The organism is Erythrobacter sp. YT30 (assembly GCF_001542875.1).
Classification (GTDB): Bacteria; Pseudomonadota; Alphaproteobacteria; order Sphingomonadales; family Sphingomonadaceae; genus Erythrobacter.
In genome coordinates, this window is the sequence record NZ_LMAF01000002.1 from 1,056,961 (window position 1) to 1,079,717 (window position 22,757).

Here is a 22,757-nt window from a genome sequence, read left to right on the forward strand (position 1 = left end):
GAGTAACCCTAAACATGGTTAATTCCGGGCTAACCAACGGAGTTGAGGAAACGCTTGAAACGCGTATTTCCAAGGCTGCGCTGGATCTCGGATTTGTATCTTGCGGCATTACCAGCGCCCGCGAAGACCCGGTCCGCGCTGAGCGGCTCGAACAATGGCTCGGCGATAATCATCACGGCACAATGGAATGGATGGAGACAAGGGCCCATCATCGCCGTTCTCCGCAAGCCCTATGGCCTGAGGCGCGATCGGTGATTGCTCTCGGTATGAGTTATGCCCCCTCTGCCGATCCGATGCGGCTGGAGGATTATCCTGCCCATGCGCGCATCTCCGTTTATGCGCAGGGCAAGGATTATCACGATACCGTCAAAAAGAGACTGAAGGCGCTCGCGCGTTGGCTGGTGGCTGAAGAACTGGGCGCTGAGGTGAAAGTCTTCGTCGATACAGCGCCCGTGATGGAAAAGCCTTTGGGAGAGGCGGCGGGCATTGGCTGGCAGGGCAAGCACACCAACCTCGTCAGCCCAGATCACGGCAGCTGGCTGTTTCTGGGAGCGATCTACACAACTCTGGAACTTGAGCCGAGCGATCCTCAACGCGATCAATGCGGGACTTGCCGTGCATGTCTGGATAGTTGCCCCACCGACGCGTTCCCCAGCGCCTACCGGCTCGATGCGCGGCGCTGCATTTCGTATCTGACGATTGAGCATAAGGGGCCGATAGCTGAAGAGTTTCGCACCGCTCTCGGCAATCGGATCTATGGCTGCGATGATTGTCTGGCGGTTTGCCCATGGAACAAGTTTGCATCCACCGCCCACGCCATGCGCGAATTTCTACCCCGCGCCGAACTCGCAAGTCCGCGACTTGGCGAATTGCTCGCGCTTGATGATGCAGGCTTTCGCGAGGTTTTTTCAGGCTCGCCCATCAAACGGATCGGGCGGGGCAGGTTTGTCAGGAACTGCCTTTATGCGGCTGGGAATAGCGGGGATGCGGCGCTGCTCGGCGCATGCGAGAAGTTGAAGAACGATCCCGACACAGTCGTCGCAGATGCGGCGCATTGGGCCGCAGCGCGCCTTACATCATCTCTTTAAGCTGCACGTTCGCATCGGCCAGCAATTCAGGATCAATCCGCTCAGCGCCCGCTTTCAGCATTTTTGATCCCTGCACGTAATCCTTCATGGTGTTCACGCAGTCGAATGCGATCGGTTTGCCTTCTTTGAGATAGACGACTGTGAATTTGCGAGTGGCAGGATCGCCGCGCAATACGGTGGCATCGTAATCGAGGTTGAGGCCAGCGGTCTGCAGTTTCAGATCATACTGGTTCGACCAGAACCACGGCAAAGCATCATAGGGCTCTTTTTCGCCCATGATCGCTTTTGCCACCGTGTTTGCCATGTCGTGCGCGTTCTGGACGGATTCCAGACGGATCACGGCGTTTTCGGCATAGGGATTGGCGTGCGCTGCGCAGTCACCAATCGCGTAGATATCATCGAGAGTGGTGCGGCAGCAGAAATCGACATCGACGCCGTTGGACCCGGCAGCGCCCGCGGCGATGAGCGGCCCGACAGCCGGGACAATGCCAACGCCGACAACCACCATATCGCAGGCCAGAAAATCCCCGGTATCAAGCTGCACACCCGTCGCATGGCCATTGTCGTGCGCGATTGCGGTGACGGATTGGCCAAGTCGCACATCGACGCCCTGATTGCGGTGTTCAGTCGCGAAGAATTCGGACAGTTCTGGTCCGGCAACACGCGCGAGCAGGCGCTCCTGCGTTTCGATGAGAGTGACCTCGCAGCCCATTTTGCGTAGGACCGCTGCGGCCTCTAGCCCAATATACCCGCCGCCAATCACCACTGCGCGGCGCGCGCCTGCTTCAAGAGCGGCCATCATCGCATCTGCATCACGCTTGTCACGGACGTAGAAGACGCCTTTCTGGTTTGCGCCGGGGGTAGGCAGACGGCGCGGATCGCCGCCGCCTGACCAGATGAGCTTGCGATATCCTACCACGCTGCCGTCAGACAAAGTCACCGTGTGCGCAATCGGATCGATATCGGTGACTGCGTGCCCCAGTGACAGATCAATGCCCTTGTCCGCCCAGAATTTTTCCGGCCGGATCATGATGCGTTCAAAGCCCTTGTCGCCTGCAAGGTATTCCTTGGACAGTGGCGGGCGTTCATACGGGGGCGCCGCATCGCGCCCGATCATCAGGATTGGGGCCTCGTGTCCTTGTTGGCGCAGCGCAATTGCAGCCTGCGCCCCGCCATGGCCTGTGCCGACAATAACGACATCAGCTTCGCGTGCCTGTGGTGCCAAGTTCGTTACCCTCTCTCGCCCCTGAGGCGCGCATGCCTTGCGCCAATCGTGCGCAAGGTCAAGGCTTAAGCCTCAAGCACCCCGCGCGCCTGACTGGCGATTTGGGCCAAGACGGCAGGCGCGACCGGCGTCTGGTTTTGCGCGCGCGCGACGACATTCCTGAACTGCCGGATCGAAGCTGAATTATCGTCCGCCCATTTGTCGACAGCAGATTTGGGTTCGGCGTCTTTCTTCTTAAGCAGAGCCCGCAAAAGATCGAGCCGCATCTGCTGAAAATCGCGCGCGAGCCCGGCAACCAGCATCCGCTCCCACACATCGGATGGCTCCATCAAGGCGGCGGTGCGCTGCGCCCAATCGAGACCAAGCCGCGCGCCAAGGTCGGTAAATGCGCTGGTTAGATCGGTGATTGGCAGGCCGGAGGTTTGCGCAAGACGGGCAAGACCCGCTGCGCCATCCATTTCGAACAGGCGGACAATTTGGCCGGCAAGTTCTTTTGGTGTGCCGGCATCAGTCAATTCGCCGCGCATGTTGTCGGATTGCTGGCGCGCATCGCCCGAAATGAGCGTTTCCGTCGCCTTGGTCAGTTCATTGATGCCCGGTGCGAGTTCCTCGGCCAGTTCGCTTGCCCGCTGTCGTGCAGCGCCCGCGCGCAAGAGATCGCCCATATGCGCGCCAAGAGCTTGCCCGGTGCGTTCGAACAGCTCGATCCGCGTTGCCTCGCTGACTTTCGCATCGTCAATCTGCGTCCAAAGCCCGCGCATGTCGAACAGGGTATCCACCGCGACAAATGTTTTCGCGATTGCTTCAAGCATCGCGCCCTCTTCTTCGGCGAGCTCGAAAACGGCGAGCGGCCCCATCGAATTGACGATGCGATTGGCGAGTTCGGTTGCGATCAGTTCGCGGCGCAGGCGGTGATCGGTGATCGCGCCTTTGAAATCCTTGCGCATCGGTTCGGGGAACATGTTGATGAGATCATCTTCAAGCGAAGGATCATCAGGCAGATCGCTTTCCTCGATCGCGTCTTGCAGCACCAGCTTTGTTGTCGACAGCAGCACGGCAAGTTCGGGCCGGGTCAGCCCCTTGCCATCGTTCGCGCGGCGTTTGAGCATTTCATTGTCGGCAATGCCCTGGTTCTCCCGGTCGAGAACGCCCATCTCTTCGAGCCGCTCGATCAGGCGGATATACGAATCCATCGCCTTTGCGCCCGCAGCCTCTGCGATGGACAGCGCGAGTGCCTGCAAGCGATTGTCTTCAAGGACAATCTCGGCGACCTCATCGGTCATTTTCTGGAGCAGGTTGTTGCGTTTCTTCTCAGTGAGATCACCGCCGCGCACCGCCGATGCGAGCGCGATTTTTATGTTCACCTCGTTATCCGAACAGTCCACACCCGCCGAATTGTCGATAAAGTCGGCATTGAGCCGCCCGCCATTCAATGCAAATTCGATGCGGCCTGCTTGAGTAATCCCGAGGTTCGCACCTTCGCCGATAACCTTTGCCCCAACCTGCCGGGCATTGATGCGCAAGGCGTCATTCGCCCTGTCGCCGACATCGGAATTGCTCTCGTCTTCAGACTTGATGTAGGTTCCGATGCCGCCGAACCAGATCAGGTCAACAGGTGCGCGCAAAATAGCACTGACGAGATTATCAGGCGTGATTTCCTCGCATTCCAACCCGAGCATGCTGGCAGCGGTTTTGGAAAGCGTGATGTTTTTTGCATCGCGCGAATACACCCCGCCCCCGCGCGAAATCAGATCCTTGTCGTATTCATCCCAGCTTGAGCTTGATTTTTCGAACAGGCGCTTGCGCTCTTTCCAGCTTGCGGCCGGATCGGGCGAAGGATCGATAAAGATGTGCCGGTGATCGTAAGCGGCGACCAGCTTGATCGCTTTCGACAACAGCATGCCGTTCCCGAACACATCGCCCGACATATCGCCGCAGCCGACGACTTCGATCGTGTCTTCCTGAACATCGATGCCCATTTCAAGGAAGTGCCGCTGCACGCTGACCCATGCACCGCGCGCGGTGATACCCATGGCCTTATGGTCATAGCCGTTGGAGCCGCCGCTCGCGAAAGCATCGCCGAGCCAGAAATTCTTGTCTTCCGCAATGCCATTGGCGACATCGGAAAAGCTCGCAGTACCCTTGTCGGCAGCGACTACGAAATAGGGGTCTTCGCCATCATGAATGACGACATCTTCGGGGTGAACGACTTTGTTGCCTTTGAGATTGTCGGTAACGGAGAGCAGGCTGCGGATGAAGACCTTGTAGCTTTCCTTGCCCTCTTTCGCCCACGCGTCGCGATCTTGCGAGGGGTTGGGCAATTGCTTGGGATAGAAACCGCCTTTCGCACCTGTCGGAACGATCACCGCGTTCTTGACGCGCTGCGCTTTCATGAGGCCCAGGACTTCGGTGCGGAAATCGTCGCGGCGGTCCGACCAGCGAAGGCCGCCGCGCGCAATCACGCCCGAGCGCAGGTGAATGCCTTCGACCCGGCGCGAATAAACGAAGATTTCGCGCCATGGCACAGGCTTTGGAAGGTAGGGTACTTTCTCGGATTCGATCTTGAAGGCGAGCGCTTCGTTTGCTGCTTCGGCAAAGGCGTTGGTGCGTAAAACCGCCTCGATCACCGCGCGATAAAGCCGCAGCAAACGATCATCGTTGATGGCCGAGACTTTGGTGAGCCCTTTGCCAAAGGCATCCTTAGCCTCCTCGAGAGCCTTGTCCCTGTCGCCGTCAAATTCAGGATCATGGCAAGCGGTGAACATGTCGATCATCGCTCTTGTTACAGATGGCGCAGCGCTCAACGCATCGACGACCGTGTAGATCGTGAAGCTCATGCCCGTCTGGCGCAAATAGCGATAGATCGCGCGCAGCCACACAGCCTCGCGCACGCCCAATTCGGCTTCGACGACAAGGCGGTTGAAGGGATCATCCTCTGAACCGCCGTTCAAAACTTCGGCAATGGCGCATTCGATTATGCTTGATCGATCCAGCAGCGCATCGATCTTGGCTTCATTGGCTAGCTTCAATGTGAAATCGTGGATGGTGCCGAGCGATCCGCCATCCAAAGCGATGTTGCGTTCTGTGATGACCCGAAAGCCGAAATTCTCGAATGCGGGCACGGCATCGGACAGCGAGAGGCTGCCGCCAATATGTGCGATCTTCAGGCGGAAGACATCATCCTTGTCGGTATCCAGCCGATAAAGCCGCGCATCGCGCTGATCGCTTTGTTCATCGCCTGACGATGCAAGAGCGCGCAATCGCGAGATGTCCCGTGCTGCTTCTTTCGCGCCATAATCGGACCGATAAGCGGGCGGGAAGGCATCGGCATAGCGGGTGGCAATCGCATTTGCTCGGCCGTTGTCTTCAATCTTTGACAGTTCATTTTCTACTGCATCGCCCCATCCGCGCAGCAATTCTTCAAGCTGCGCCTCGATCTTGTCAGCATCCGGGACGGTATCGGTTTCGCGGGTGTCGAGCAGGAATTGCAGCATGGCGAGCGTGCTGCCTTCAACCTCGAGGCTCCAGCTAAGGACGCTTGCTCCGGACTCGTCCGTCAGAAGGTCCTCGATTTGCAGCCGCGTTTCGGTGTTGAGCATATCGCGCGGGAGCCACACGAACGCGAAGACGTGCCGTCCCAGCGCCGAATTCACGAGGACCAACCGCGGGCGTGGCCGATCAACAAGGCTCATCATCGCCGTGGTCAGTCGCTGGATATCATCGGGACCGAACGCAACGAGCAGGTCGTGCGGAAGCGCTGTGAAGGCGTGGACCAACGCCTTGCCAGCGTGGCCCGTGCGATCAAAGCCAAGATTGGTTGTCAACTGCGCGAGCGAGGCGCGCAGAACCGGCACATCTTGTGGCCGGGTGGCCAGGGCTGCGCTCGTCCAAACGCCTGCGTGAACAGAAAGGCTGCTCGTCTTCCCGTCCTCGCGCACTGGAACGATAAACAGATCGAGCGGAATACGGCGATGAACCGTCGATTGGCGGTTCGACTTGATGACCAGAAGATCGCGGGCAGGCGCGTCCTTGGGGCTGTCATCAAACCATTGAAACGCGCGATCGAATGAGGTTTCCGACAGAATCGGCTGCGCGCTCTTGCGGCAGATACCGCGCGCTTTGGCAGTGGAGCCGTCGCGGTTCTGGGTCACATGGCCAAGCTGGGTGAGCATTCCGTTGTTAAGCCAGGTGAGCAGCGCCGCTGCTTCCGGGCTCGACCCGCCAATTGCCGAGATATCGCGCTGCATCGCCTTTTGCACTTTGGGCCAGTCGCTTACTGCGGCGCGCACATCGCCCAATGTGGTCTTCAAATCGCTCAGCAATTCGCTGCGTTGCCGCGCATCAACGCGCGGTGTTTCGATATAGATGAAACTTTCAGGAAGGCTGCCGTCTGCATCTTCGCGCGGCTTGGCGAGCGCGGTGAGTTGACCTTCATCATTGCGCGTCGTCTCGATGACCGGGTGGACCAGCCGATCAATGCTGAGGCCGTGAGCGGTGATCGTGCTCGCAATGGAATCGACCAAAAACGGCATGTCGTCATTGATGACGGCGATCTTCAGACGGCGACGCTCCCCTGTGGTCGATTGCAGTTTTAGCGTTGAGCGCGCAGGCGTGCGTTTTTCGCCGGCGAGAAGAAGGTAATGCGCGACATCTTCCAGCTCATCGCCTTCGAGCGGGGTATCGCCGGGTAGAACAGAGGCCGCAAGATGCTGTTTGAGCGGTTTCAGGAGCGCTTGATCAGCAGCGCTACTGTTGATCTTTGCTGCTTTCTCAGAGCTTGAAGCGGCCTGTTTCTTCGCCATAAGTGCGGTTCCTGGCTTCCTGCGCGCGGGCAATATTGTTGTCCCGCCTTGTTGTTATCCTGCCGCCAATAGGCCCGTTGATATGGCAAGTGCAAGCACCTTCGGGCCCTTACGGAAGGCCGTGTTTGGAGGTCGTTTAGATTGGAGCTTTGGACCGCCCGAAACTAGGCAGCGATAGGTGCGCGGACGGCGTTCATCGTCATTTCAAGCGAGCGTATCCGCGCGTCAGGATCAAAGGTTGATCCGCAGAGCAGGATTTCATTCGCGCCGGTGCGTTCGACAAATGCGGCAATGTGCTCGCTCACCATTCCAGGGGTTCCCACAGCGCTCGCTTGGCCCACATGGGCGAGCATGGCTTGGTGCGGGGCGGGAAGCTGGCTCGTATAGTCGCGGATGGGCGGGGGCAGTTTGCCGGGTTTGCCAGATCGAAGCTGGACAAAGCTTTGCTGCTGGCTCGACGCGAGCGTGCGCGCTTCCTCTTCGTCTTCGGCTGCAAACACATTCATCGCGACCATGACATGCGGTGTATCGAGCGCATCGGATGGCTGGAAATCGCGGCGATAGAGCTCAAGCGCTGCATCGAGATGATCGGGGGCAAAGTGCGCTGCAAAAGCGTAGGGCATTCCCAATTGTGCCGCGAGCTGGGCGCCGAAAAGGCTGGAGCCCAGCATCCATAACTCAGGCCCCGCGCCAAAGCCCGGCGTTGCCTTGACCGGCAAATCGATATCGCCAGTAAGCAGAGCGCGAAGCTCAACAACGTCGTTGGGAAAGTATTCAGAGGCTTGAGCCAGATCCTTTCGCAGAGCGCGCTGCAATTCCGGCCCGGCCCCCGGCGCGCGGCCCAGTCCGAGATCAATGCGGCCGGGAAACAATGCATCCAGTGTCCCGAACTGTTCTGCAATCTGGAAAGGGGTGTGGTTGGGCAGCATGATCCCGCCTGACCCGATGCGAATGCGGCTGGTCGCATTGCCGATATGCGCGAGCACCACCGAAGTCGCGCCGCCCGCAATTCCCTCCATCGCGTGATGTTCTGCAACCCAGAACCGTTTGCATCCCAAATCCTCGGCCGCTTTTGCAAGCGCAGTGCTGGCCGCAAAAGCTTCACTCACTGTGCCGCCTTCGCGAACGGGCACGAGATCGAGGACAGAGAATTCGGTCATGGGTTGGTTTCCTCGGCAGCCTCCGGCCCTGCAATTGATTGCGCTGGCGTTTGCGCGGGGCCGATCTGATCAAGATATCCTTTTGCCTTTTCAGCGGCAAGGCTGTCAGGCTGGGTGTCGATCACCGATTGCCAGCTTTGCCGCGCTGCATCCTCGCGTCCTGAAAGGATAGCGATGACGCCCGCTTCGAGTCCGATCTCGCTGTCGAGCGGGGCGAGAGCCACGGCCTTTTCAATCGCGGCTTGCGCGTCGGCCAACCGATCGAGACGCCGGAGCAAGGTGGCTTTGAGAAGCCAACCTTCGCTCAATTGTGGTTCAAGCTGCGTCGCGCTTTCGAGCGATGCCAGACCCTCTTCCTCCCGCTCAAGCGCAACCAGCGCGCGCGCTCTGTCGATTGCTGCAAGTGCTTCCAACGTCGCCGATTGGGCAGCGCGCGCGTCTTCGACAGCGTAATTCAAGAGCCACAGAGCGTGTTCGGTATTGCCATCCGCCAGCGCAGCATTGCCGGCCATCGTGCCGAACCGGGCACGGGCGCGCTTGTCATCAACGGGCGACCCATTTTTTGCAGCTTGAAATGCCGTCCACGCATCTTGCCATAATTCGAGCTCCGCCGCAGCCAATCCGAGGCAGTGATTGGCGACGACATAATTGGCCGAGATATCTTGCTCGACCTCTTCGGTAAGTCTGATCTGTGCCTTGGTGTGCGCGCGCGCTGGATCTGTTTCGAGAATGGTAAGGCATTCAGCAAGCCATTGGCTTGTGGGATTGGAAGGATCGATCTCAGCATCCCGTGGCGGCCGATTGCGAAGCTCATCATGCGGATTGAGATCATAGGGGAGCGTCGGATTGGGGCCGACCTGCAGGGCCACAGCGACAAGGGAGGTAGTGAGAAGCACGGTGCAATTTCCCGTCAGTAAAATGTGCCAACAACCGATTTCAGTTGAGCGATATCCTGCTCGCGCGAAAACCGGTGCGTCCCATCCTTTATCAAGGTCACCTGTACATCATCCGAACGCAAAGCGGCGGCCAATTTCAGGCTGACTTCCCAGGGCACATCGTCATCGCATTGACCGTGAAGCAGGCGCACCGGGCAGGTGATCGGTATCTCTTTGTCGAGCTGCAATTGCGCCTCACCATCGGCGAAAAAGCCGGGATGCGTGGGCGTTGGATCGGGCCCGTAGGGGTTTTCTTCGTAAAGCACTTCGCCTGCCGCAAGGTGCGCGCGCTGCTTTTCATCAAAGCCCCAGCGGGTAAAATCGGGCGCGGCGGCGATACCGATCATGCCTTTCAGTCTGTCCTCCAAAGCGGCGCCGACAAGCAGCATCAGCCACCCACCCATCGATGATCCGACAAGCACGATGGGACCATCAGCATACGCATCAATTAAGGTAACCACTTCATCGCGCCACCGGCTCAAGGTGCCATCGCCAAAGTCGCCTTCGCTTTCCCCGCAGCCCGAATAATCGAGCAGTAGCGCGGATCGCCCCTTGGCTTTTGCCTCTTCAAACAAGGCCGTCGCCTTGCCGCCAGCCATGTCGGACATATAGCCGGGCAGGAAAACAAGCGTGGGCCCAGAGCCCGGGGTTCGGCGATAGGCGATCCGGCGCCCATCTGGCATTTCGTGAAAGTGGATATCGGTCATGGCGCGCTATGTGCCCTTGTCCGCCAATCGAAGGCAAGACTTGTCACGTTACTGCAACCGGTGCCATCTATCGCGCCACCATGTTCAAGACTGACAGCGCACCGCAGCCCGACCGTCCCGACAACCAATCGAAAGCCGCCATTTCAAGACGCGGCCTGTTCGGCCTAGCTGGCGCCGGCGCAGCCTTGGCAGCGGCGCCGATCCATGCGCAGAGTTTCGGCAAGGGCTTCACGCACAATGTCGCGAGCGGTGAGCCGGGGCCGGACAAAGTGCTCTTGTGGACGCGCTATGTGGCGGACGCTGACACCAGGCTCGAATGGCAGGTGAGCGACACCGAAGACTTCGCGCAAGTCTTGTCCGGAGGCGAGGCCACCGCGACACCGGCACGTGACTGGTGCGTCAAGAGCGTCGCCAGCGGGCTAAGACCTGACAGCTGGTATTTCTTCCGGTTTGTCGCACCCGATGGCACCATGTCGCCCATTGGCCGCACGCGCACTTTGCCTCAAGGCCCCACCGACACTTTCAAGTTGGCGGTCTTTTCCTGCTCCAATTACGGCTTTGGCTGGTTCAACGCGTATGCGCACGCGGCAGCTGCAAACGATGCTGATCTTGCGGTCCACCTGGGCGATTACATCTACGAATACGGCATCGGCACGTATCCGTCGCGCGATCAGATCAACACGGCGCGCGGCACCCTTGCGCCTGATACCGAGATTGTCGCTCTCACCGATTATCGCCTTCGCTATGCGACCTATCGCGCGGACCCTGATCTGCAACGGCTTCACCAGGTCCTCCCGATGATCGCGGTGTGGGACGATCACGAAAGCACGAATGACAGCTGGAAAGACGGCGCGCAAAATCATCAACCCGAAACCGAAGGCGAATGGTCGGTGCGCAAAGCCATCGCCAAACAAGTCTACCGCGAATGGATGCCGGTGTCTGATGAACCTTACGCGTCCTACGATGTGGGCGACCTTGCCACCCTGTTCCGGCTCGACACTCGGCTGGAGGGTCGCGAGGAGCAATTCAATCTGGCGAAGATCCTGGAAGGCAAGGATAATCCGCAAGCGATGCTGGCAGCGCTCGCCGCGTTCCGGGATGGCGATTGGGCCGATCCGGAACGGCAATTGCTCGGAGCTGCGCAAGACCAATGGCTAGCAGAAGGTCTGAGCGCTTCAAGCTCTCGCGGAGCCCAATGGCAGGTGCTCGTGCAGCAAGTGCTGATGGGTAAGCTCGCCGCTCCAAAAGGCATGGTCGATCTGATGGGCGATGATATTCCGGACTTTGCTCGCATCCGGCTGACCGCTGCGACAATGGCGAGCGAGGCAGGCCTGCCACAAAACATGGATGCGTGGGACGGCTATCCCGCTGCGCGAGACCGCGTTTTTGAAGCGGCTTTGGAAGCCGATGCCAATCTGCTCGTCCTTGCAGGCGACACGCACAATGGCTGGGGTTTTGAGCTCACGCATGAAGGCGCAAATGTGGGCGTTGAGCTCGGCGTGTGTTCGGTGAGCTCGCCCGGTCTCGAGGGATATCTCTCAGCCATTCCTTCTGACCAGATGGCCGCAGCATTGGTGGGCGAGAACAGCGAACTCATCTGGGCCGACACATCGCAGCGCGGCTATATGCTGGTCGAACTGACGCCCGAGCGCGCGGTGACGGAATACCGTTTCGTGAGCGGCATCAAATCCCGCTCAACCGCGCTCGCCGGAACAAAGCGGATCGTGAGCGAGGCGGGATCCGGGAAGCTTGAGGTTTAGGCGCCTTGGTCTTTTTTCGTGCGCTTCAGTCTGAGATGATCTCAATCGCGGCTGAAAATCTCTTCGATTGGCAGCTCAAAAACCTCGGCAATGCTGAATGCCAGCGGGAGGGAGGGGTCATAGCGACCCTTCTCAATCGCATTTACTGACTGGCGCGAAACGCCGAGGCGTTCGGCGAGATCCTGCTGCGACCAGTCGCATTCTGCGCGCAGGACTTTGAGGCGGTTTTTCATTCGTCGTCTGCTTGCTGGCGCAGAACCATGGTGTTCCAGATCGCGCCAACGCCAAGGCCCACGAACCATACGAATGCCGTGCCAAACCCGCCTGTCTCCCGGCTCAACACTTCGTAGTTTTGGAGGAATTCCCAGATCGTCATGACGCAAAGGCAGAATGCGGTCGCAATCAAGACCTGGCGCACAAACATCATGCGCATGAATTCATCGCTCTCCTCTGCGAGCAGGCGGAAGATGGTCCAAAACACACCGATTATGGGAAGCGCCGGAAGGATCGCTGCGGCCCATGCAAGCGCTCCTGTTGGAGGGGCGGTGCGGAAGAGTGTGCCGACAGCGAAGATGAGGACCACGAAAATGGCCATGAATACGGCCAATCGTTTCACATAACGCCCAATGGCGGATGAACGGTAGCTCATCGAATTTCTCCAGAAATGCTGGAATTGCTCATGGGAAAAGAGGTGCCTTGGCTCATAACGCGCCCCATGCTTCGTATTGAATGCGATTGGCGACACCGCCTGCAAACAGGCCAAGAAAGAAAGCGACCGACCACCAAAAAGCATCGACGTGGGGCACAACCTCGGCCCACTCAAGAAAACCCCAGACCGTCGCCGCGCTCAAAGCAAATCCCGAGGCAATCAGCGCTTGGCGAATAACCAGCATGCGCATGAATTCATCGGCTTCTTCGATAATCAGCCGTGCAAGCGCCCAGAAAATGCCGATGATCGCAAGTCCCGGTAACAGGGCTAGACCGAATTTCGCCTCGGGGGCGCCTGCCAGCTCTCTTTCGCTGAAGATCAACAGGGCGAAGGTTGCCACATATAGAGAAGTGAAAATCGCCGTCCGCTTGATATAGCGTTTTTGTGCTTCGCCTTTGCCCACGCACGCCCCGCCATCGCCGTCTGCCAGATTATAGGCTGATCGAAACATGATGAGCGCCAAAATGCACGGCACCATTGTCAGCAAGATAAGCGGCGTCCTCTGCTCAATTGCGCCCGTTACAGCGAGAGCGACGATGAGGGTGGTCGAGAGGAACACCATGACACCCCAGAAAGCGGGTCCGCGTCCAAAGACGCCCCGGCGCTTTTCGATTTGCCCGTTCATTGAAGGCACCATTTCGCGCACCCCAGGTCGGAATAGATAAAGCCCACAGCCGTGCCCGACAGCCCGCTAATCACGCCGAAAGTGGCAGCGTCGCCAGCCTCTAACCACGTGCAGAGAAAGGCAGCCCCGATGATGATAAGAGCCCAGACCAGGGCAATTCTACGTTGGGTCATAAGTAAAGCCTCCTTTCAACTATGGAAAGGACACTTGTCATTGATTCGAGCAAATGTCAAGCAAGCTTTCCATTGCCCGCTCCCCAATCGCGCTCTCGGATGGGTTTTGCGAACTAAGGGGTGGCGGGGCGCGCTTTCGCCGCTATATGCTTGGGCGATGGCAAACGCGCTCACTACCACCACGACTACCACAACCTCGGATGTTCCGGGGCGGTCGTCTGCGCGTTAAACGCTGACACATGCCGCCCGACCCGAAGGGCGGCGCGGTGTCCCTCTTCGAAATCGGTTCCAAACCCCCACACCGCTCTTTTTCTGCGCGCGCCCCTGTGGCAGAGCGCGCCCAAGGACAGACGGAATGATTAGCCAATGACCGAACTTCTCAAGATCAGCCTCCCCGATGGATCGGTGCGCGAAATGAAGCCGGGCAGCACGCCGTATGATGTCGCAGCCGCCATTGGGCCAGGGCTTGCCAAGGCTGCGCTTGCCGCGCGCGTCGATGGGGAAGTGCGCGACATCAACCGTCCGTTTGAAGGCGATAGCGAATTGGCGCTCATCACGTCGAAGGATGAGGCTGACGCGCTCGAACTCGTGCGCCATGACTATGCGCATATCCTCGCAGAGGCGGTGCAGGCGCTTTATCCCGGCACGCAGATCACCTTTGGCCCGGCGACCGATGATGGCTTTTATTATGACGTAAAAGCGCCCGACAGCCGCGAACCATTCAGCAGCGAAGATCTGCCAGCAATCGAAGAGAAAATGCGCGAGATCATCAAGGCGGATAAACCGCTGCGCCGAGAGGTGTGGAGCCGCGAGCAGCTGATCGAGAAATGGGAAGCAGAAGGCGAGAAGTTCAAGGCGGAATGGGCCAAGGAACTGCCCGAAAACGAAGAGCTGACGGTCTATTGGTCAGGGGATGACTGGCTCGATATGTGCCGCGGCCCGCATCTTGCCTCAACCGGCAAGCTCGATCCCGACGCGTTCAAACTGATGCGCGTCGCTGGTGCCTATTGGCGCGGTGACCAACGCAATGCGCAATTGACGCGCATTTACGGCACGGGCTGGCTCAACAAAAAACAGCTTAAGCAGCATCTTCACAATCTCGAGGAAGCCGCCAAGCGCGATCACCGCAAGCTGGGCCGCGAGATGGACCTGTTTCACCTGCAGGAAGAGGCGCACGGCTCTGTCTTCTGGCATCCCAAAGGCTATCGCATCTGGCGCGAACTTGAAGCCTATATGCGGCGCAAGATGGACGGCGCTGGCTACCGCGAAATCAAGACGCCGCAGCTGATGGACGTGCGCCAGTGGGAGCAATCAGGCCACTGGGGCAAATACGCTGAGAACATGTTTGCCGTCCCCGACATGGTCCCCGAAGTCGAGGAAGGCGGGGATGGCCCGGCCAAGCCGACGGTCGAAGCCGATGCCGACTGGATGGCGATCAAGCCGATGAATTGCCCCGCGCACGTGCTAGTCTTTAAACAAGGCATCACGTCCTATCGTGATCTGCCGATCCGCCTTGGCGAAATGGGCTGCTGCCACCGCAACGAACCGCACGGCGCGCTCCATGGCTTGATGCGCGTGCGCCAATTTACGCAGGATGATGCCCACATCTTCTGCACCGAGGAGCAAGTCGTCGAAGAGGTCCGCGCCTTCTGCCAACTGGCCGATAGCGTCTACAAGGATTTCGGTTTCACCTATCACGTGAAGCTCGCCCTGCGTCCGGAAAAGCGCTTTGGTTCTGAAGCTGATTGGGACAAGGCCGAACAGGAATTGCGCGATGCCGTGGCCGAGGCTGGCATGGCGAATGACGAATATGGCTGGGAAGAGCTGCCGGGCGAAGGGGCATTCTATGCGCCAAAACTCGAATGGCATTTGACCGATGCCATCGGGCGCACCTGGCAGGTTGGCACGATCCAGGGTGATCGTGTTCTGCCCGAACGTCTTGATGCGACTTATGTGGGTGAAGATGGCGGACGCCATCGCCCCGTCATGCTGCACCGCGCGATCTTCGGTTCGTATGAGCGCTTTATAGGCATTCTGATCGAGCACTTTGCCGGACGCCTGCCCGCGTGGCTTTCGCCCGTGCAGGCGGTGGTCGCACCGATCGTGTCCGACATCGATGATTATGCGAACGAGACGCTCGCCAAGCTGGAGGCTGCCGGGCTGCGCGCAGACGCTGACCTTCGCAACGAGAAGATCAATTACAAGGTGCGCGAACACAGCCTCGCGAAAGTCCCTTACATGCTCGTTGTCGGTAAGCGCGAACAAGAAGAAGGCACCGTCGCGCTGCGGACGCTCGGCGAAAAAGAGCAACGCGTGCTGCCGGTTGAAGAAGCAATCACGATGCTGAAAGAGGCAGCAACGCCGCCTGATTTGCGGGACTAGATCACTCGACCCAGCGCGCGGCCAATACCGGGCCGCCATCAGGTTCGCGCAGGACAAGTGCGTAGCGGTCCGCTCCTGCCATTCGCATTTGCGACGATTTCAAGGCGTGGCTCGCTGTGCCGCCTGACCATGTGGCGATGCGTTTTTCGTCGATCAGGACATTGGTGTAGGTGACGGTGCGCCCGCCGTTTTCTCCGCGACCTATCTTTACATCCTCGCGGCTCGACACGCCGACCAGCACGAGATCGGCGGCCCTGTCCGTGGTTCCGCCAAGCCCAACGCCAAACCCGCCAGTGGTGGGTTTAAGGCGGATGACCGCGCGATTGGTGGAGCGTGCGCGGCTGGTCAGATCGCGCAATGCGGCTTCCTTTGATCCGACTTCGCCGTATCGTCCTGCAACCACGCTTTGCGGGGTGTAAACGCCATTATATCCGCCAAGTCCGCGCCGGGCGTATACGCGCTGAAGATCGGAATTGGATGGTTTGGCGTATGTGTCTTTCCACCCGAGCCTGTCCCAGTAATCGACCGGCTTTGAAATGACGACGAGATCGGGTTCGCGATCAAGCTTTTGCGCCAGACGATCAGCAGGTGGGCACGAGGAGCAACCCTGGCTGGTGAACAGCTCGATGAGGACGGGTTCTTCGGTGAGGACTGAGGCGTTCGTTTGTGATTGGCCAAAAGCGTTGGGGCCCAGCAATATGCCAGCACTTGCGGCAAGCGCGCCAAAGATCATCCGCTTCATAAAACACCTCATGTCCATAGGGCGCAATCGTCCCATGTTAGGAGGTTCGGCGTTTCAGTGAGTTTGGTTACGCGAGCGCGCGCTCGATCAGAATGGCAGGACAGGGCCTGCGAAAATGAGCGCGAGGCCGCAGGCCAGTACGATTACGCTGCTTGCGATATCGGCTGGCTTGATCGGGGCGGCTGTGATGGCCGCGCGTGATAGGGCGATGGCTTTGCTCATTACGTCCAAAAATGGGCCGCAAATCCTAACGAAGCGTTAAGTTTAAGGCTTTGAGGGCATTTGCTGGCTCGCGCAGTGAAAGCCGCCTCCGCCTGCAAGAACAGCGTCGGCTGGCAAGCCCTGGCAGGCGCGATCGGGGAATAGCGCGGCGATGGCTTCCACTCCTGCCTCATCATGGGGAGAGCCGAATGTGGGCACGACGACGAGGTTCGAAGTGATCGCGAAATTCACATAGCTTGCAGGTTCAATCGCGACGTCTCTGGTGATGAGACCGGGCGAGGGAATGCGGATCACCTGAACACCGAAATCCTGCGCGCGCCTTGCAGCATCTTCGTAGATGGCGGCGTTGGGATCATCGTCGCCCGTTGCTTCGGGAACAACCAATTTGCCCGGCGCGATGAACCGGGCGAGATTATCGACATGGCCATCGGTGTGATCGTTGATCAGCCCTTCGCCCAGCCACAAAACGCGCTCAAACCCGAGGTGCTGATGTAGCTCGCACTCGATCTCTGCCCGGTTCATATGCGGGTTGCGATTGGGGTTGAGCAGGCATTGCTCGGTTGTCGTGACAAGGCCGGTGCCATCGCCATCAATCGCGCCCCCCTCAAGGATCATCGGCGATGTCTCGATGGGAAGACCGGCATCGCAAGCAATCTCTTTGCCGATGCTCTCATCACCGGGCATTTCATATTTCCCGCCCCAGCCATTGAAGGCAAAGCGAATGGCCTTGCGCGTCTCGCCATCGGTCACGATCAGAGGCCCGGTATCGCGCAGCCAGATATCGCCATAGACGCGCCGTTCGAGAGTCACGGCATCGCTCACCAGGCTGCGCGCGCGCGCTTCGTTTGCCTCGTCGCGGACTAGCAGCCGCACTTCTTGCCCGCTTTCGGCAACCGCATTGGCAAAGCCCGCGATTTGCTGCTGCGCCTCCTCGAGATAGCCCGGCCATTCCTCGGTGAGATGAGGGAAGCCGATCCAAAGCCAGTCCTGCGGAGCCCATTCAGGCGGCATTGTGCAGGGTGTGGCAGCGGATTGCGTCATAATCGCGCCGCTCTTGCAGAAGCGTGCGAGCACCGTCAATGAAGCGGGCATGGACGAGGCGGAGAAAGGCGATTTGGCCGAGGACTGGGGAGGCGCTCTGGAGCGCGCCAAAGTGCACTCGCCCTTCCTCTGCCGCGCGCTCGAAAGACAGCCTGACCTTGAGGCCTTGCTGGCAGCAGGTGATGGAGAAGCAGCGCTTGAATGGGCGCGCGCGCAGGGCGAGCACGATGATACGGCAATCGCGCTGAGGAGAGAGCGGCTGGGCATCGCGACTGCCATCGCAATCGGCGATTTGGCAGGTGCATTCCCGCTTTCGCGCGTGGTGGCCGAACTCACCGATTTTGCGGACCGGGCCGTTGATCGCGCGATCCGCGCTGTGATCAACGAGCGAATGGGCGAGGCTGATCCTTCCGGCTTCATCGCGCTTGCGCTGGGCAAACAGGGCGCGGGTGAGCTCAACTACTCCTCCGACATCGATCCCATCTGGCTCTACGATCCCGCGACACTCGCCCATCGCGGAAGGGATGACGCGGGTGAGGCGGCGCAGCGTTACGCGCGCAAGATTGTCGCCATGCTGTCTGATACGACCGATGAAGGCTATGTTCTGAGAGTCGATCTTCGGCTGAGGCCGGCTTCGGAGACAAGCCCGCTGGTGGTGAGGCGCGGTGTCGCGCTGACCCATTACCAAAGCCAAGCGCTTGCCTGGGAGCGTGCGGCTTTGACAAAGGCTCGCGCGGCATCGGGCGATATCGCTGCGGGTGAGAGGTTCCTTGACGAGATCAGCCCGTTCGTCTGGCAGCACCGGCTCGATTTTGGAGCAGTCGATGCGATCAATGCCCTCACCCAGCGGATCCGCGACAATCAGAAAGGGGCGCAGAAACCCGGCCCCGGATTTGATGTAAAGAAAGGGCGCGGCGGCATTCGCGAGATCGAGTTTTATGCCCAGACGCACCAGTTGATCCACGGCGGGCGCGATCCTTCGCTGCGGGTTCGCGGCACGCGTGCAGCGCTTGATGCGCTTGTGGCTGCTGGCCAGATCGATCCGTCAACTGCCACGACGCTTGGCGAGAGTTATGACCGGCTGCGTGTGATCGAGCACCGTCTGCAAATGGTCCACGATCGCCAGACGCATTCGCTTCCCGAAGGCCATGCGCTCGACAATGTCGCACGGCTTGACGGGTTGGCCGATGGAGCCGAATTGATCGCCGATCTGGAAGCAGTGACAGGCCGGGTTCGCGCGATTTACGATTCCCTCGTCGAAAGCAAATCGGCACCCGCAGCCCCGCCGGTTGAGGCGCAAAGTGAGCTTTCCGAAATGCTCGCGGAGATCGGATTTGATGAAGCTGCATCGCTCGCGCGCAGGATAGAAGGCTGGCATGATGGCCGGTACGCCTGCCTGCGCACCGATCAGGCGCGGGAGGCATTTGAACGCGTCCTGCCGCGTCTTTTGACAGCGTTTAGCAAGAGCGATGACCCCATGCGAGCGATGGCCCGGTGGGAGGCTATACTTGAGCATGCCACGTCCGCCATTCATCTTTTCCGTCTGCTCGATGCGCGGCCCGCATTGCTCGAACGTCTTGTCGCCGCGCTCACTCTTGCGCCGCGATTGGCAGATGAGCTTGCCCGCAGGCCTGAACTTCTCGACACGCTGCTCGATCGAAGCGCGCGCGAGTTGCCGGGCACGCCCGAGGAGATAGCAGCGCGCATCGAAGAAGCCGCAGTCCGTCCCGATTTTGAAGCGCTGCTTGATGCCATACGCCTCGTTACGGGAGAGATCCGGTTTGCTCTCGGCCTGCGGATGATCGAAGGCGAGGCCGATCCGCTTATGGTTGGCGCAGCGCTTTCGCGCGCGGCGGAAGCGGCGATCCATCTCGCTGTGCGCGATGTGAGCCGCGAATTCGCAGCAAAGCACGGGGTAATCGCAGAAAGCGAGCTTCTGCTCCTGGGGCTGGGGCGATTTGGTGGAGGTGCGCTCACGCATTCGAGCGATCTTGATGTGGTGTTCCTGTTCACAGGCTCCTTCTCCGATCAGTCCGATGGAGACAGGCCGCTGGGCGCAACGCACTATTACAATCGTCTGGCAAGCCGCATCATTTCCGCTCTGTCAGTTCCGACGGCGCAAGGCGCGCTTTACGAGGTCGACACGCGCTTAAGGCCCCAGGGCGCGCAAGGACCACTGGCCGTCAGCACGGAGGCTTTTGCCAAGTATCAGGAAGAGACGGCATGGACGTGGGAGCACATGGCGCTTGCCCGTGCGCGGGTTCTGGTGGGGTCTGACACAGCGCGAGCCGAGCTCGAAGCAACGATGCGCGGTGTGCTCGCCCGGCAGCGCGATGCGCACGAATTGGCCGATGCGGTGACGTCAATGCGCCGCGAAATGGCAAAGCATAAACAGGCGACAGGCCCGCTCGATGCGAAACTATCGCGCGGGGGGCTGGTTGACTGCGAATTCCTCGTCCATTTCTTGCAGCTGCGCGGGACTGACGCCAGCGGGGCGCCGCTTTATGAGACACACCCCAATGCCTATTCGCCCGATTTGGCCGACGCCATTCCAGCGCTGATTGCGGCCGGGCATTTGCCGACACATTTCCTTCCCGATTACGATTTGATGAGCCGGATGCTGGTGGCGGGCAGGTTGCTTGCCCCGGGCAACGAACAGCCCCCGCCCTATGCTGCAGCGGCGCTTGCGGCGGCGTGTCAGCAGCCAACTTACAATGATCTCTTGCAAGCCTTTGGTGAGGCAAGGCAAAGGGTGATCGGGGTCTGGTCAACGATTCTTGGTGAAGCCATTTCTGATACCGATACGGAGCCAAATGATGAGTGATTTTCCAGGAGTGGGCGATGCGATGCCCGATATTGCCATGGGCACGCCCGATGGCGGCGAAGTGAAGCCTTCGGAGTTCGAGGGCAAGAAACTGGTCATCTTCTTCTATCCCAAGGACAACACGCCGGGCTGCACCACCGAGGCCAAGGATTTCACCGCGCTCAAACCAGATTTTGACGCCGCTGGTGTCGAATTGCTTGGCGTTTCAAAGGACTCGGCGAAAAAGCACCAGAACTTTATCGCAAAGCACGATCTCACAACGCCGCTTGCAACGGATAGCGAAGAGGACGGACTGTCTGATGCGCTGGGCGTATGGGCTGAAAAGCAGATGTACGGCAAAACCTATATGGGCATGGTCCGCAGCACCTATCTTGTCGGCTCGGATGGCAAGATCGCGCAAATCTGGCCCAAGGTGAAAGTCAAAGGCCATGCAGAAGAAGTGCTGGCTGCAGCCAAGGCATTGTAGCTTTGTTGCAAAACGTCCGCTCAAGTGTTGCAGGGGCCATTCGCGGTGCTCTGGTTACAGGTGACCCGCGCGCCAAATGCATGGCGGCACGCGAAGTTGCGCGCAATTGGCGGCTGGGAAAGCTCGAATGGCGTTTTGACGTCACGATGCCTGATGAACCCGCATGGCCAGCCGAGCCCGAGCTTCTCCCGCCCAATAAAATGCCCAAACGCGGCAAGTTCGGCTCGCAGCGAGCACGAATCGCACTCTGGCACAGTCTCGCGCACATTGAATTCGTCGCGATTGATCTCGCGCTCGATATGGCGGGGCGATTCGGCGCAGAGATGGGCGAGGAATTCGTCAGCGACTTTTTGAGCGTCGCTGCAGATGAAGCGATGCATTTCGCGCTGCTAGCCCGGAAGCTGGAAAGTCTGGGAAGCCATTATGGCGCGCTGCCTGCGCATGCCGGATTGTGGGAAGCAGCGCACGCAACCCGGCATGATGTCGCGGCACGTCTTGCCATTGTCCCGATGGTGCTGGAGGCGCGCGGACTTGACGTCACTCCGGCAACTTTGGAGCGGGTTCAGGCAGCGGGCGATGCCAATGGCGTCAAGATTCTTTCCCGCATCCTTGACGATGAAATTCGCCATGTCGGATTTGGAACCAAGCATTTTCTTCGTTGTACAGAATCATGCGGCGAAGCGCCCGAATCCGTGTGGCAAAACCTGGTTTCGACGTATTTTCGGGGCTCGGTTAAGCCGCCATTCAACGACTCAGCGCGTCTTGCAGCCGGTTTATCGCGCGGTTTCTACGAAGAGATTGCTTGTTAACGACTCGGACGGATACGTCACTCTTCGACAAGTCAGAGGCCGCTTTTTGGTGTCTGGCAGCACTTCAGGGTCTATCCGCATCACAAGAATGCAGAAGACTGGGCGAAGTTGCTTGGAATAATGAGCACGCTGATGAAGCGTGCCGGCGCAAGACGCCAACACACGAGGAACGGGTCTAAATGCTAACGCTCGCAAAGCGTAACATCGCTCAAATATGTGGTGCCATCAGTGCATCCGTATTACTCGCCGCAGCCAATCCCGCCATGGCCAATACGAACGCTTCAACAGCAGCCGACGTGACAGAGCCTGTGCGCGAGGCGCAAGCCGAAAAAATTACGAAGGGCGATCAGCGCTTCCGTCAGCTGTTTGCAAGCTGGCGTTCGCTCGACAAGACGGGGCCTGGCGCACCGGTTGAGCTGCCCGCCGTTGCCATTCCTTCGCGAATGCCAGTGAATTCCGGCCGGATGAGCAGCGGATACGGCATGCGCAATCATCCTGTTCTCAAGCGCCGCAAGAAACATAACGGCGTCGATATCGCAGCGCCCACGGGCACGCCTGTCTACGCAACCGCAGATGGCCTTGTTGGCCGCGCGGACTGGTTCTCCAGCTACGGTCTTTATATCAGCATTGATCACGGCGCTGACCTTGAAACGCGTTACGCTCACCTGTCCCGCCTGGCTGTTGCTGCCGGCGACACGGTGCGCAAAGGCGACATCATTGGTTACGTAGGGTCCACCGGACGTTCGACTGGGCCGCACCTTCATTACGAAGTGCGCGTAGATGGGCTTGCGGTTAACCCAATTCCCTATATGGTAGAGACCGACGCGCAGGCCCAATTGGCCTCAAACGCACAGCTTGACGGTCGCGGAGGCCGGTAAGCACAGCGTTCAGGGTCACTTTATGTGACCAATACAGTTTTCCCGCCTGGAAGCGGGTCGGACATTGGAGAGGGTGTCCGAGTATAGGCGGCGGGTTTTCCCGCCGCCTTTTTTATGCGCTGCCCATTTGGCTGGGAGCGTGATCCCTCTTTTCGCCTGCCTTTCTTCTACGCCTCTTTTCTCTTGAGTGCCAACCGCGCCGCGCTAGC

19 protein-coding genes are annotated in these 22,757 nt (G+C 59.3%); 8 read left to right on the plus strand and 11 right to left on the minus strand.

Going from position 1 to position 22,757, the window contains the following annotated elements; genetic code table 11:
• Window positions 1-14: 14 nt before the first annotated feature.
• The gene (queG, locus tag AUC45_RS09750) at window positions 15-1,088 is read left to right on the plus strand and encodes a tRNA epoxyqueuosine(34) reductase QueG (RefSeq protein ID WP_067601676.1); all 1,074 of its coding nucleotides are present in this window, start codon (window positions 15-17) and stop codon (window positions 1,086-1,088) included.
• On the opposite strand, the gene AUC45_RS09755 is transcribed toward queG, so the two are convergent.
• The 5 genes from AUC45_RS09755 to AUC45_RS09775 form a co-directional block, all read right to left on the minus strand.
• A complete protein-coding gene (locus AUC45_RS09755) occupies window positions 1,072-2,313 on the minus strand; it encodes an NAD(P)/FAD-dependent oxidoreductase (protein WP_067601678.1) in 1,242 nt (413 codons plus the stop codon). The genes queG and AUC45_RS09755 overlap by 17 nt on opposite strands.
• A 65-nt stretch (window positions 2,314-2,378) precedes the next feature.
• A complete protein-coding gene (locus tag AUC45_RS09760) occupies window positions 2,379-7,115 on the minus strand; it encodes an NAD-glutamate dehydrogenase domain-containing protein (protein WP_067601680.1) in 4,737 nt (1,578 codons plus the stop codon).
• Between the two features lie 164 nt (window positions 7,116-7,279).
• Entirely contained in the window at window positions 7,280-8,275 is a 996-nt protein-coding gene (locus AUC45_RS09765) for an LLM class flavin-dependent oxidoreductase (protein ID WP_067601686.1), read from the minus strand.
• Window positions 8,272-9,171, minus strand: coding sequence for a hypothetical protein (locus AUC45_RS09770; RefSeq protein WP_067601688.1), 900 nt, complete (start codon window positions 9,169-9,171; stop codon window positions 8,272-8,274). Before AUC45_RS09770 ends, AUC45_RS09765 begins: the two co-directional genes overlap by 4 nt.
• Window positions 9,172-9,185: 14 nt before the next feature.
• Entirely contained in the window at window positions 9,186-9,917 is a 732-nt protein-coding gene (locus tag AUC45_RS09775; protein WP_067601691.1) for an alpha/beta fold hydrolase, read from the minus strand.
• A gap of 80 nt (window positions 9,918-9,997) precedes the next feature.
• Between AUC45_RS09775 and AUC45_RS09780 the strand changes: the two genes are divergently transcribed.
• The gene (locus tag AUC45_RS09780) at window positions 9,998-11,677 is read left to right on the plus strand and encodes an alkaline phosphatase (protein WP_067603771.1); all 1,680 of its coding nucleotides are present in this window, start codon (window positions 9,998-10,000) and stop codon (window positions 11,675-11,677) included.
• Window positions 11,678-11,718: 41 nt separating this feature from the next.
• On the opposite strand, the gene AUC45_RS09785 is transcribed toward AUC45_RS09780, so the two are convergent.
• The 4 genes from AUC45_RS09785 to AUC45_RS15745 are packed head-to-tail and all read right to left on the minus strand — an operon-like array spanning window position 11,719 to window position 13,184.
• On the minus strand, window positions 11,719-11,910 hold the full coding sequence (locus AUC45_RS09785) for a helix-turn-helix transcriptional regulator (RefSeq protein ID WP_067601693.1): 192 nt from the start codon (window positions 11,908-11,910) through the stop codon (window positions 11,719-11,721).
• Window positions 11,907-12,326 (minus strand): hypothetical protein, encoded by a 420-nt coding sequence (locus tag AUC45_RS09790; RefSeq protein ID WP_067601694.1) that lies wholly within the window; start codon window positions 12,324-12,326, stop codon window positions 11,907-11,909. Before AUC45_RS09790 ends, AUC45_RS09785 begins: the two co-directional genes overlap by 4 nt.
• Window positions 12,327-12,378: 52 nt before the next feature.
• Window positions 12,379-13,011 carry a hypothetical protein gene (locus AUC45_RS09795; protein WP_067601696.1) on the minus strand — a complete coding sequence of 211 codons (633 nt, stop codon included), beginning with the start codon at window positions 13,009-13,011 and terminating at the stop codon, window positions 12,379-12,381.
• A complete protein-coding gene (locus AUC45_RS15745) occupies window positions 13,008-13,184 on the minus strand; it encodes a hypothetical protein (protein ID WP_156423810.1) in 177 nt (58 codons plus the stop codon). The genes AUC45_RS09795 and AUC45_RS15745 overlap by 4 nt, the downstream gene beginning before the upstream one ends.
• A 366-nt stretch (window positions 13,185-13,550) precedes the next feature.
• On the opposite strand from AUC45_RS15745, the gene thrS reads away from it, so the two are divergent.
• A complete protein-coding gene (thrS, locus tag AUC45_RS09800) occupies window positions 13,551-15,566 on the plus strand; it encodes a threonine--tRNA ligase (RefSeq protein ID WP_067601698.1) in 2,016 nt (671 codons plus the stop codon).
• Between the two features lies 1 nt (window position 15,567).
• Here thrS and AUC45_RS09805 read toward each other — a convergent pair whose 3' ends face one another.
• On the minus strand, window positions 15,568-16,308 hold the full coding sequence (locus AUC45_RS09805; protein ID WP_067601700.1) for a thioredoxin family protein: 741 nt from the start codon (window positions 16,306-16,308) through the stop codon (window positions 15,568-15,570).
• A gap of 57 nt (window positions 16,309-16,365) precedes the next feature.
• On the opposite strand from AUC45_RS09805, the gene AUC45_RS15750 reads away from it, so the two are divergent.
• Complete coding sequence (locus AUC45_RS15750) at window positions 16,366-16,509, plus strand: hypothetical protein (protein WP_156423811.1); 144 nt, start codon at window positions 16,366-16,368, stop codon at window positions 16,507-16,509.
• Window positions 16,510-16,572: 63 nt separating this feature from the next.
• On the opposite strand, the gene AUC45_RS09810 is transcribed toward AUC45_RS15750, so the two are convergent.
• Window positions 16,573-17,571, minus strand: a complete 999-nt coding sequence (locus AUC45_RS09810) for an agmatine deiminase family protein (RefSeq protein ID WP_233998666.1) — start codon at window positions 17,569-17,571, stop codon at window positions 16,573-16,575.
• Here AUC45_RS09810 and glnE point away from each other — a divergent pair.
• The 4 genes from glnE (at window position 17,552) to AUC45_RS09830 (ending at window position 22,548) form a co-directional block, all read left to right on the plus strand.
• Window positions 17,552-20,395, plus strand: coding sequence for a bifunctional [glutamate--ammonia ligase]-adenylyl-L-tyrosine phosphorylase/[glutamate--ammonia-ligase] adenylyltransferase (gene glnE, locus AUC45_RS09815; protein WP_369815242.1), 2,844 nt, complete (start codon window positions 17,552-17,554; stop codon window positions 20,393-20,395). The genes AUC45_RS09810 and glnE overlap by 20 nt on opposite strands.
• Window positions 20,388-20,861 carry a peroxiredoxin gene (locus AUC45_RS09820; protein WP_067601709.1) on the plus strand — a complete coding sequence of 158 codons (474 nt, stop codon included), beginning with the start codon at window positions 20,388-20,390 and terminating at the stop codon, window positions 20,859-20,861. The genes glnE and AUC45_RS09820 overlap by 8 nt, the downstream gene beginning before the upstream one ends.
• Before the next feature lie 5 nt (window positions 20,862-20,866).
• On the plus strand, window positions 20,867-21,670 hold the full coding sequence (locus tag AUC45_RS09825; RefSeq protein WP_067603773.1) for a ferritin-like domain-containing protein: 804 nt from the start codon (window positions 20,867-20,869) through the stop codon (window positions 21,668-21,670).
• 179 nt (window positions 21,671-21,849) lie between these two features.
• The gene (locus tag AUC45_RS09830) at window positions 21,850-22,548 is read left to right on the plus strand and encodes a M23 family metallopeptidase (protein ID WP_067601712.1); all 699 of its coding nucleotides are present in this window, start codon (window positions 21,850-21,852) and stop codon (window positions 22,546-22,548) included.
• The last annotated feature ends 209 nt before the right edge of the window (window positions 22,549-22,757 follow it).

Bases quoted from the DNA above. Each gene is read 5' to 3' on its own strand.
- AUC45_RS09795 (WP_067601696.1), bottom strand. From the start codon at position 13,011: ATGAACGGGCAAATCGAAAAGCGCCGGGGCGTCTTTGGACGCGGACCC.
- AUC45_RS09780 (WP_067603771.1), top strand. From the start codon at position 9,998: ATGTTCAAGACTGACAGCGCACCGCAGCCCGACCGTCCCGACAACCAA.
- AUC45_RS09760 (WP_067601680.1), bottom strand. From the start codon at position 7,115: ATGGCGAAGAAACAGGCCGCTTCAAGCTCTGAGAAAGCAGCAAAGATC.
- AUC45_RS09765 (WP_067601686.1), bottom strand. From the start codon at position 8,275: ATGACCGAATTCTCTGTCCTCGATCTCGTGCCCGTTCGCGAAGGCGGC.
- AUC45_RS09805 (WP_067601700.1), bottom strand. From the start codon at position 16,308: ATGAAGCGGATGATCTTTGGCGCGCTTGCCGCAAGTGCTGGCATATTG.
- thrS (WP_067601698.1), top strand. From the start codon at position 13,551: ATGACCGAACTTCTCAAGATCAGCCTCCCCGATGGATCGGTGCGCGAA.
- AUC45_RS09790 (WP_067601694.1), bottom strand. From the start codon at position 12,326: ATGAGCTACCGTTCATCCGCCATTGGGCGTTATGTGAAACGATTGGCC.
- AUC45_RS09775 (WP_067601691.1), bottom strand. From the start codon at position 9,917: ATGACCGATATCCACTTTCACGAAATGCCAGATGGGCGCCGGATCGCC.
- AUC45_RS09810 (WP_233998666.1), bottom strand. From the start codon at position 17,571: ATGACGCAATCCGCTGCCACACCCTGCACAATGCCGCCTGAATGGGCT.
- AUC45_RS09785 (WP_067601693.1), bottom strand. From the start codon at position 11,910: ATGAAAAACCGCCTCAAAGTCCTGCGCGCAGAATGCGACTGGTCGCAG.
- AUC45_RS09820 (WP_067601709.1), top strand. From the start codon at position 20,388: ATGAGTGATTTTCCAGGAGTGGGCGATGCGATGCCCGATATTGCCATG.
- AUC45_RS15745 (WP_156423810.1), bottom strand. From the start codon at position 13,184: ATGACCCAACGTAGAATTGCCCTGGTCTGGGCTCTTATCATCATCGGG.
- queG (WP_067601676.1), top strand. From the start codon at position 15: ATGGTTAATTCCGGGCTAACCAACGGAGTTGAGGAAACGCTTGAAACG.
- AUC45_RS09830 (WP_067601712.1), top strand. From the start codon at position 21,850: ATGCTAACGCTCGCAAAGCGTAACATCGCTCAAATATGTGGTGCCATC.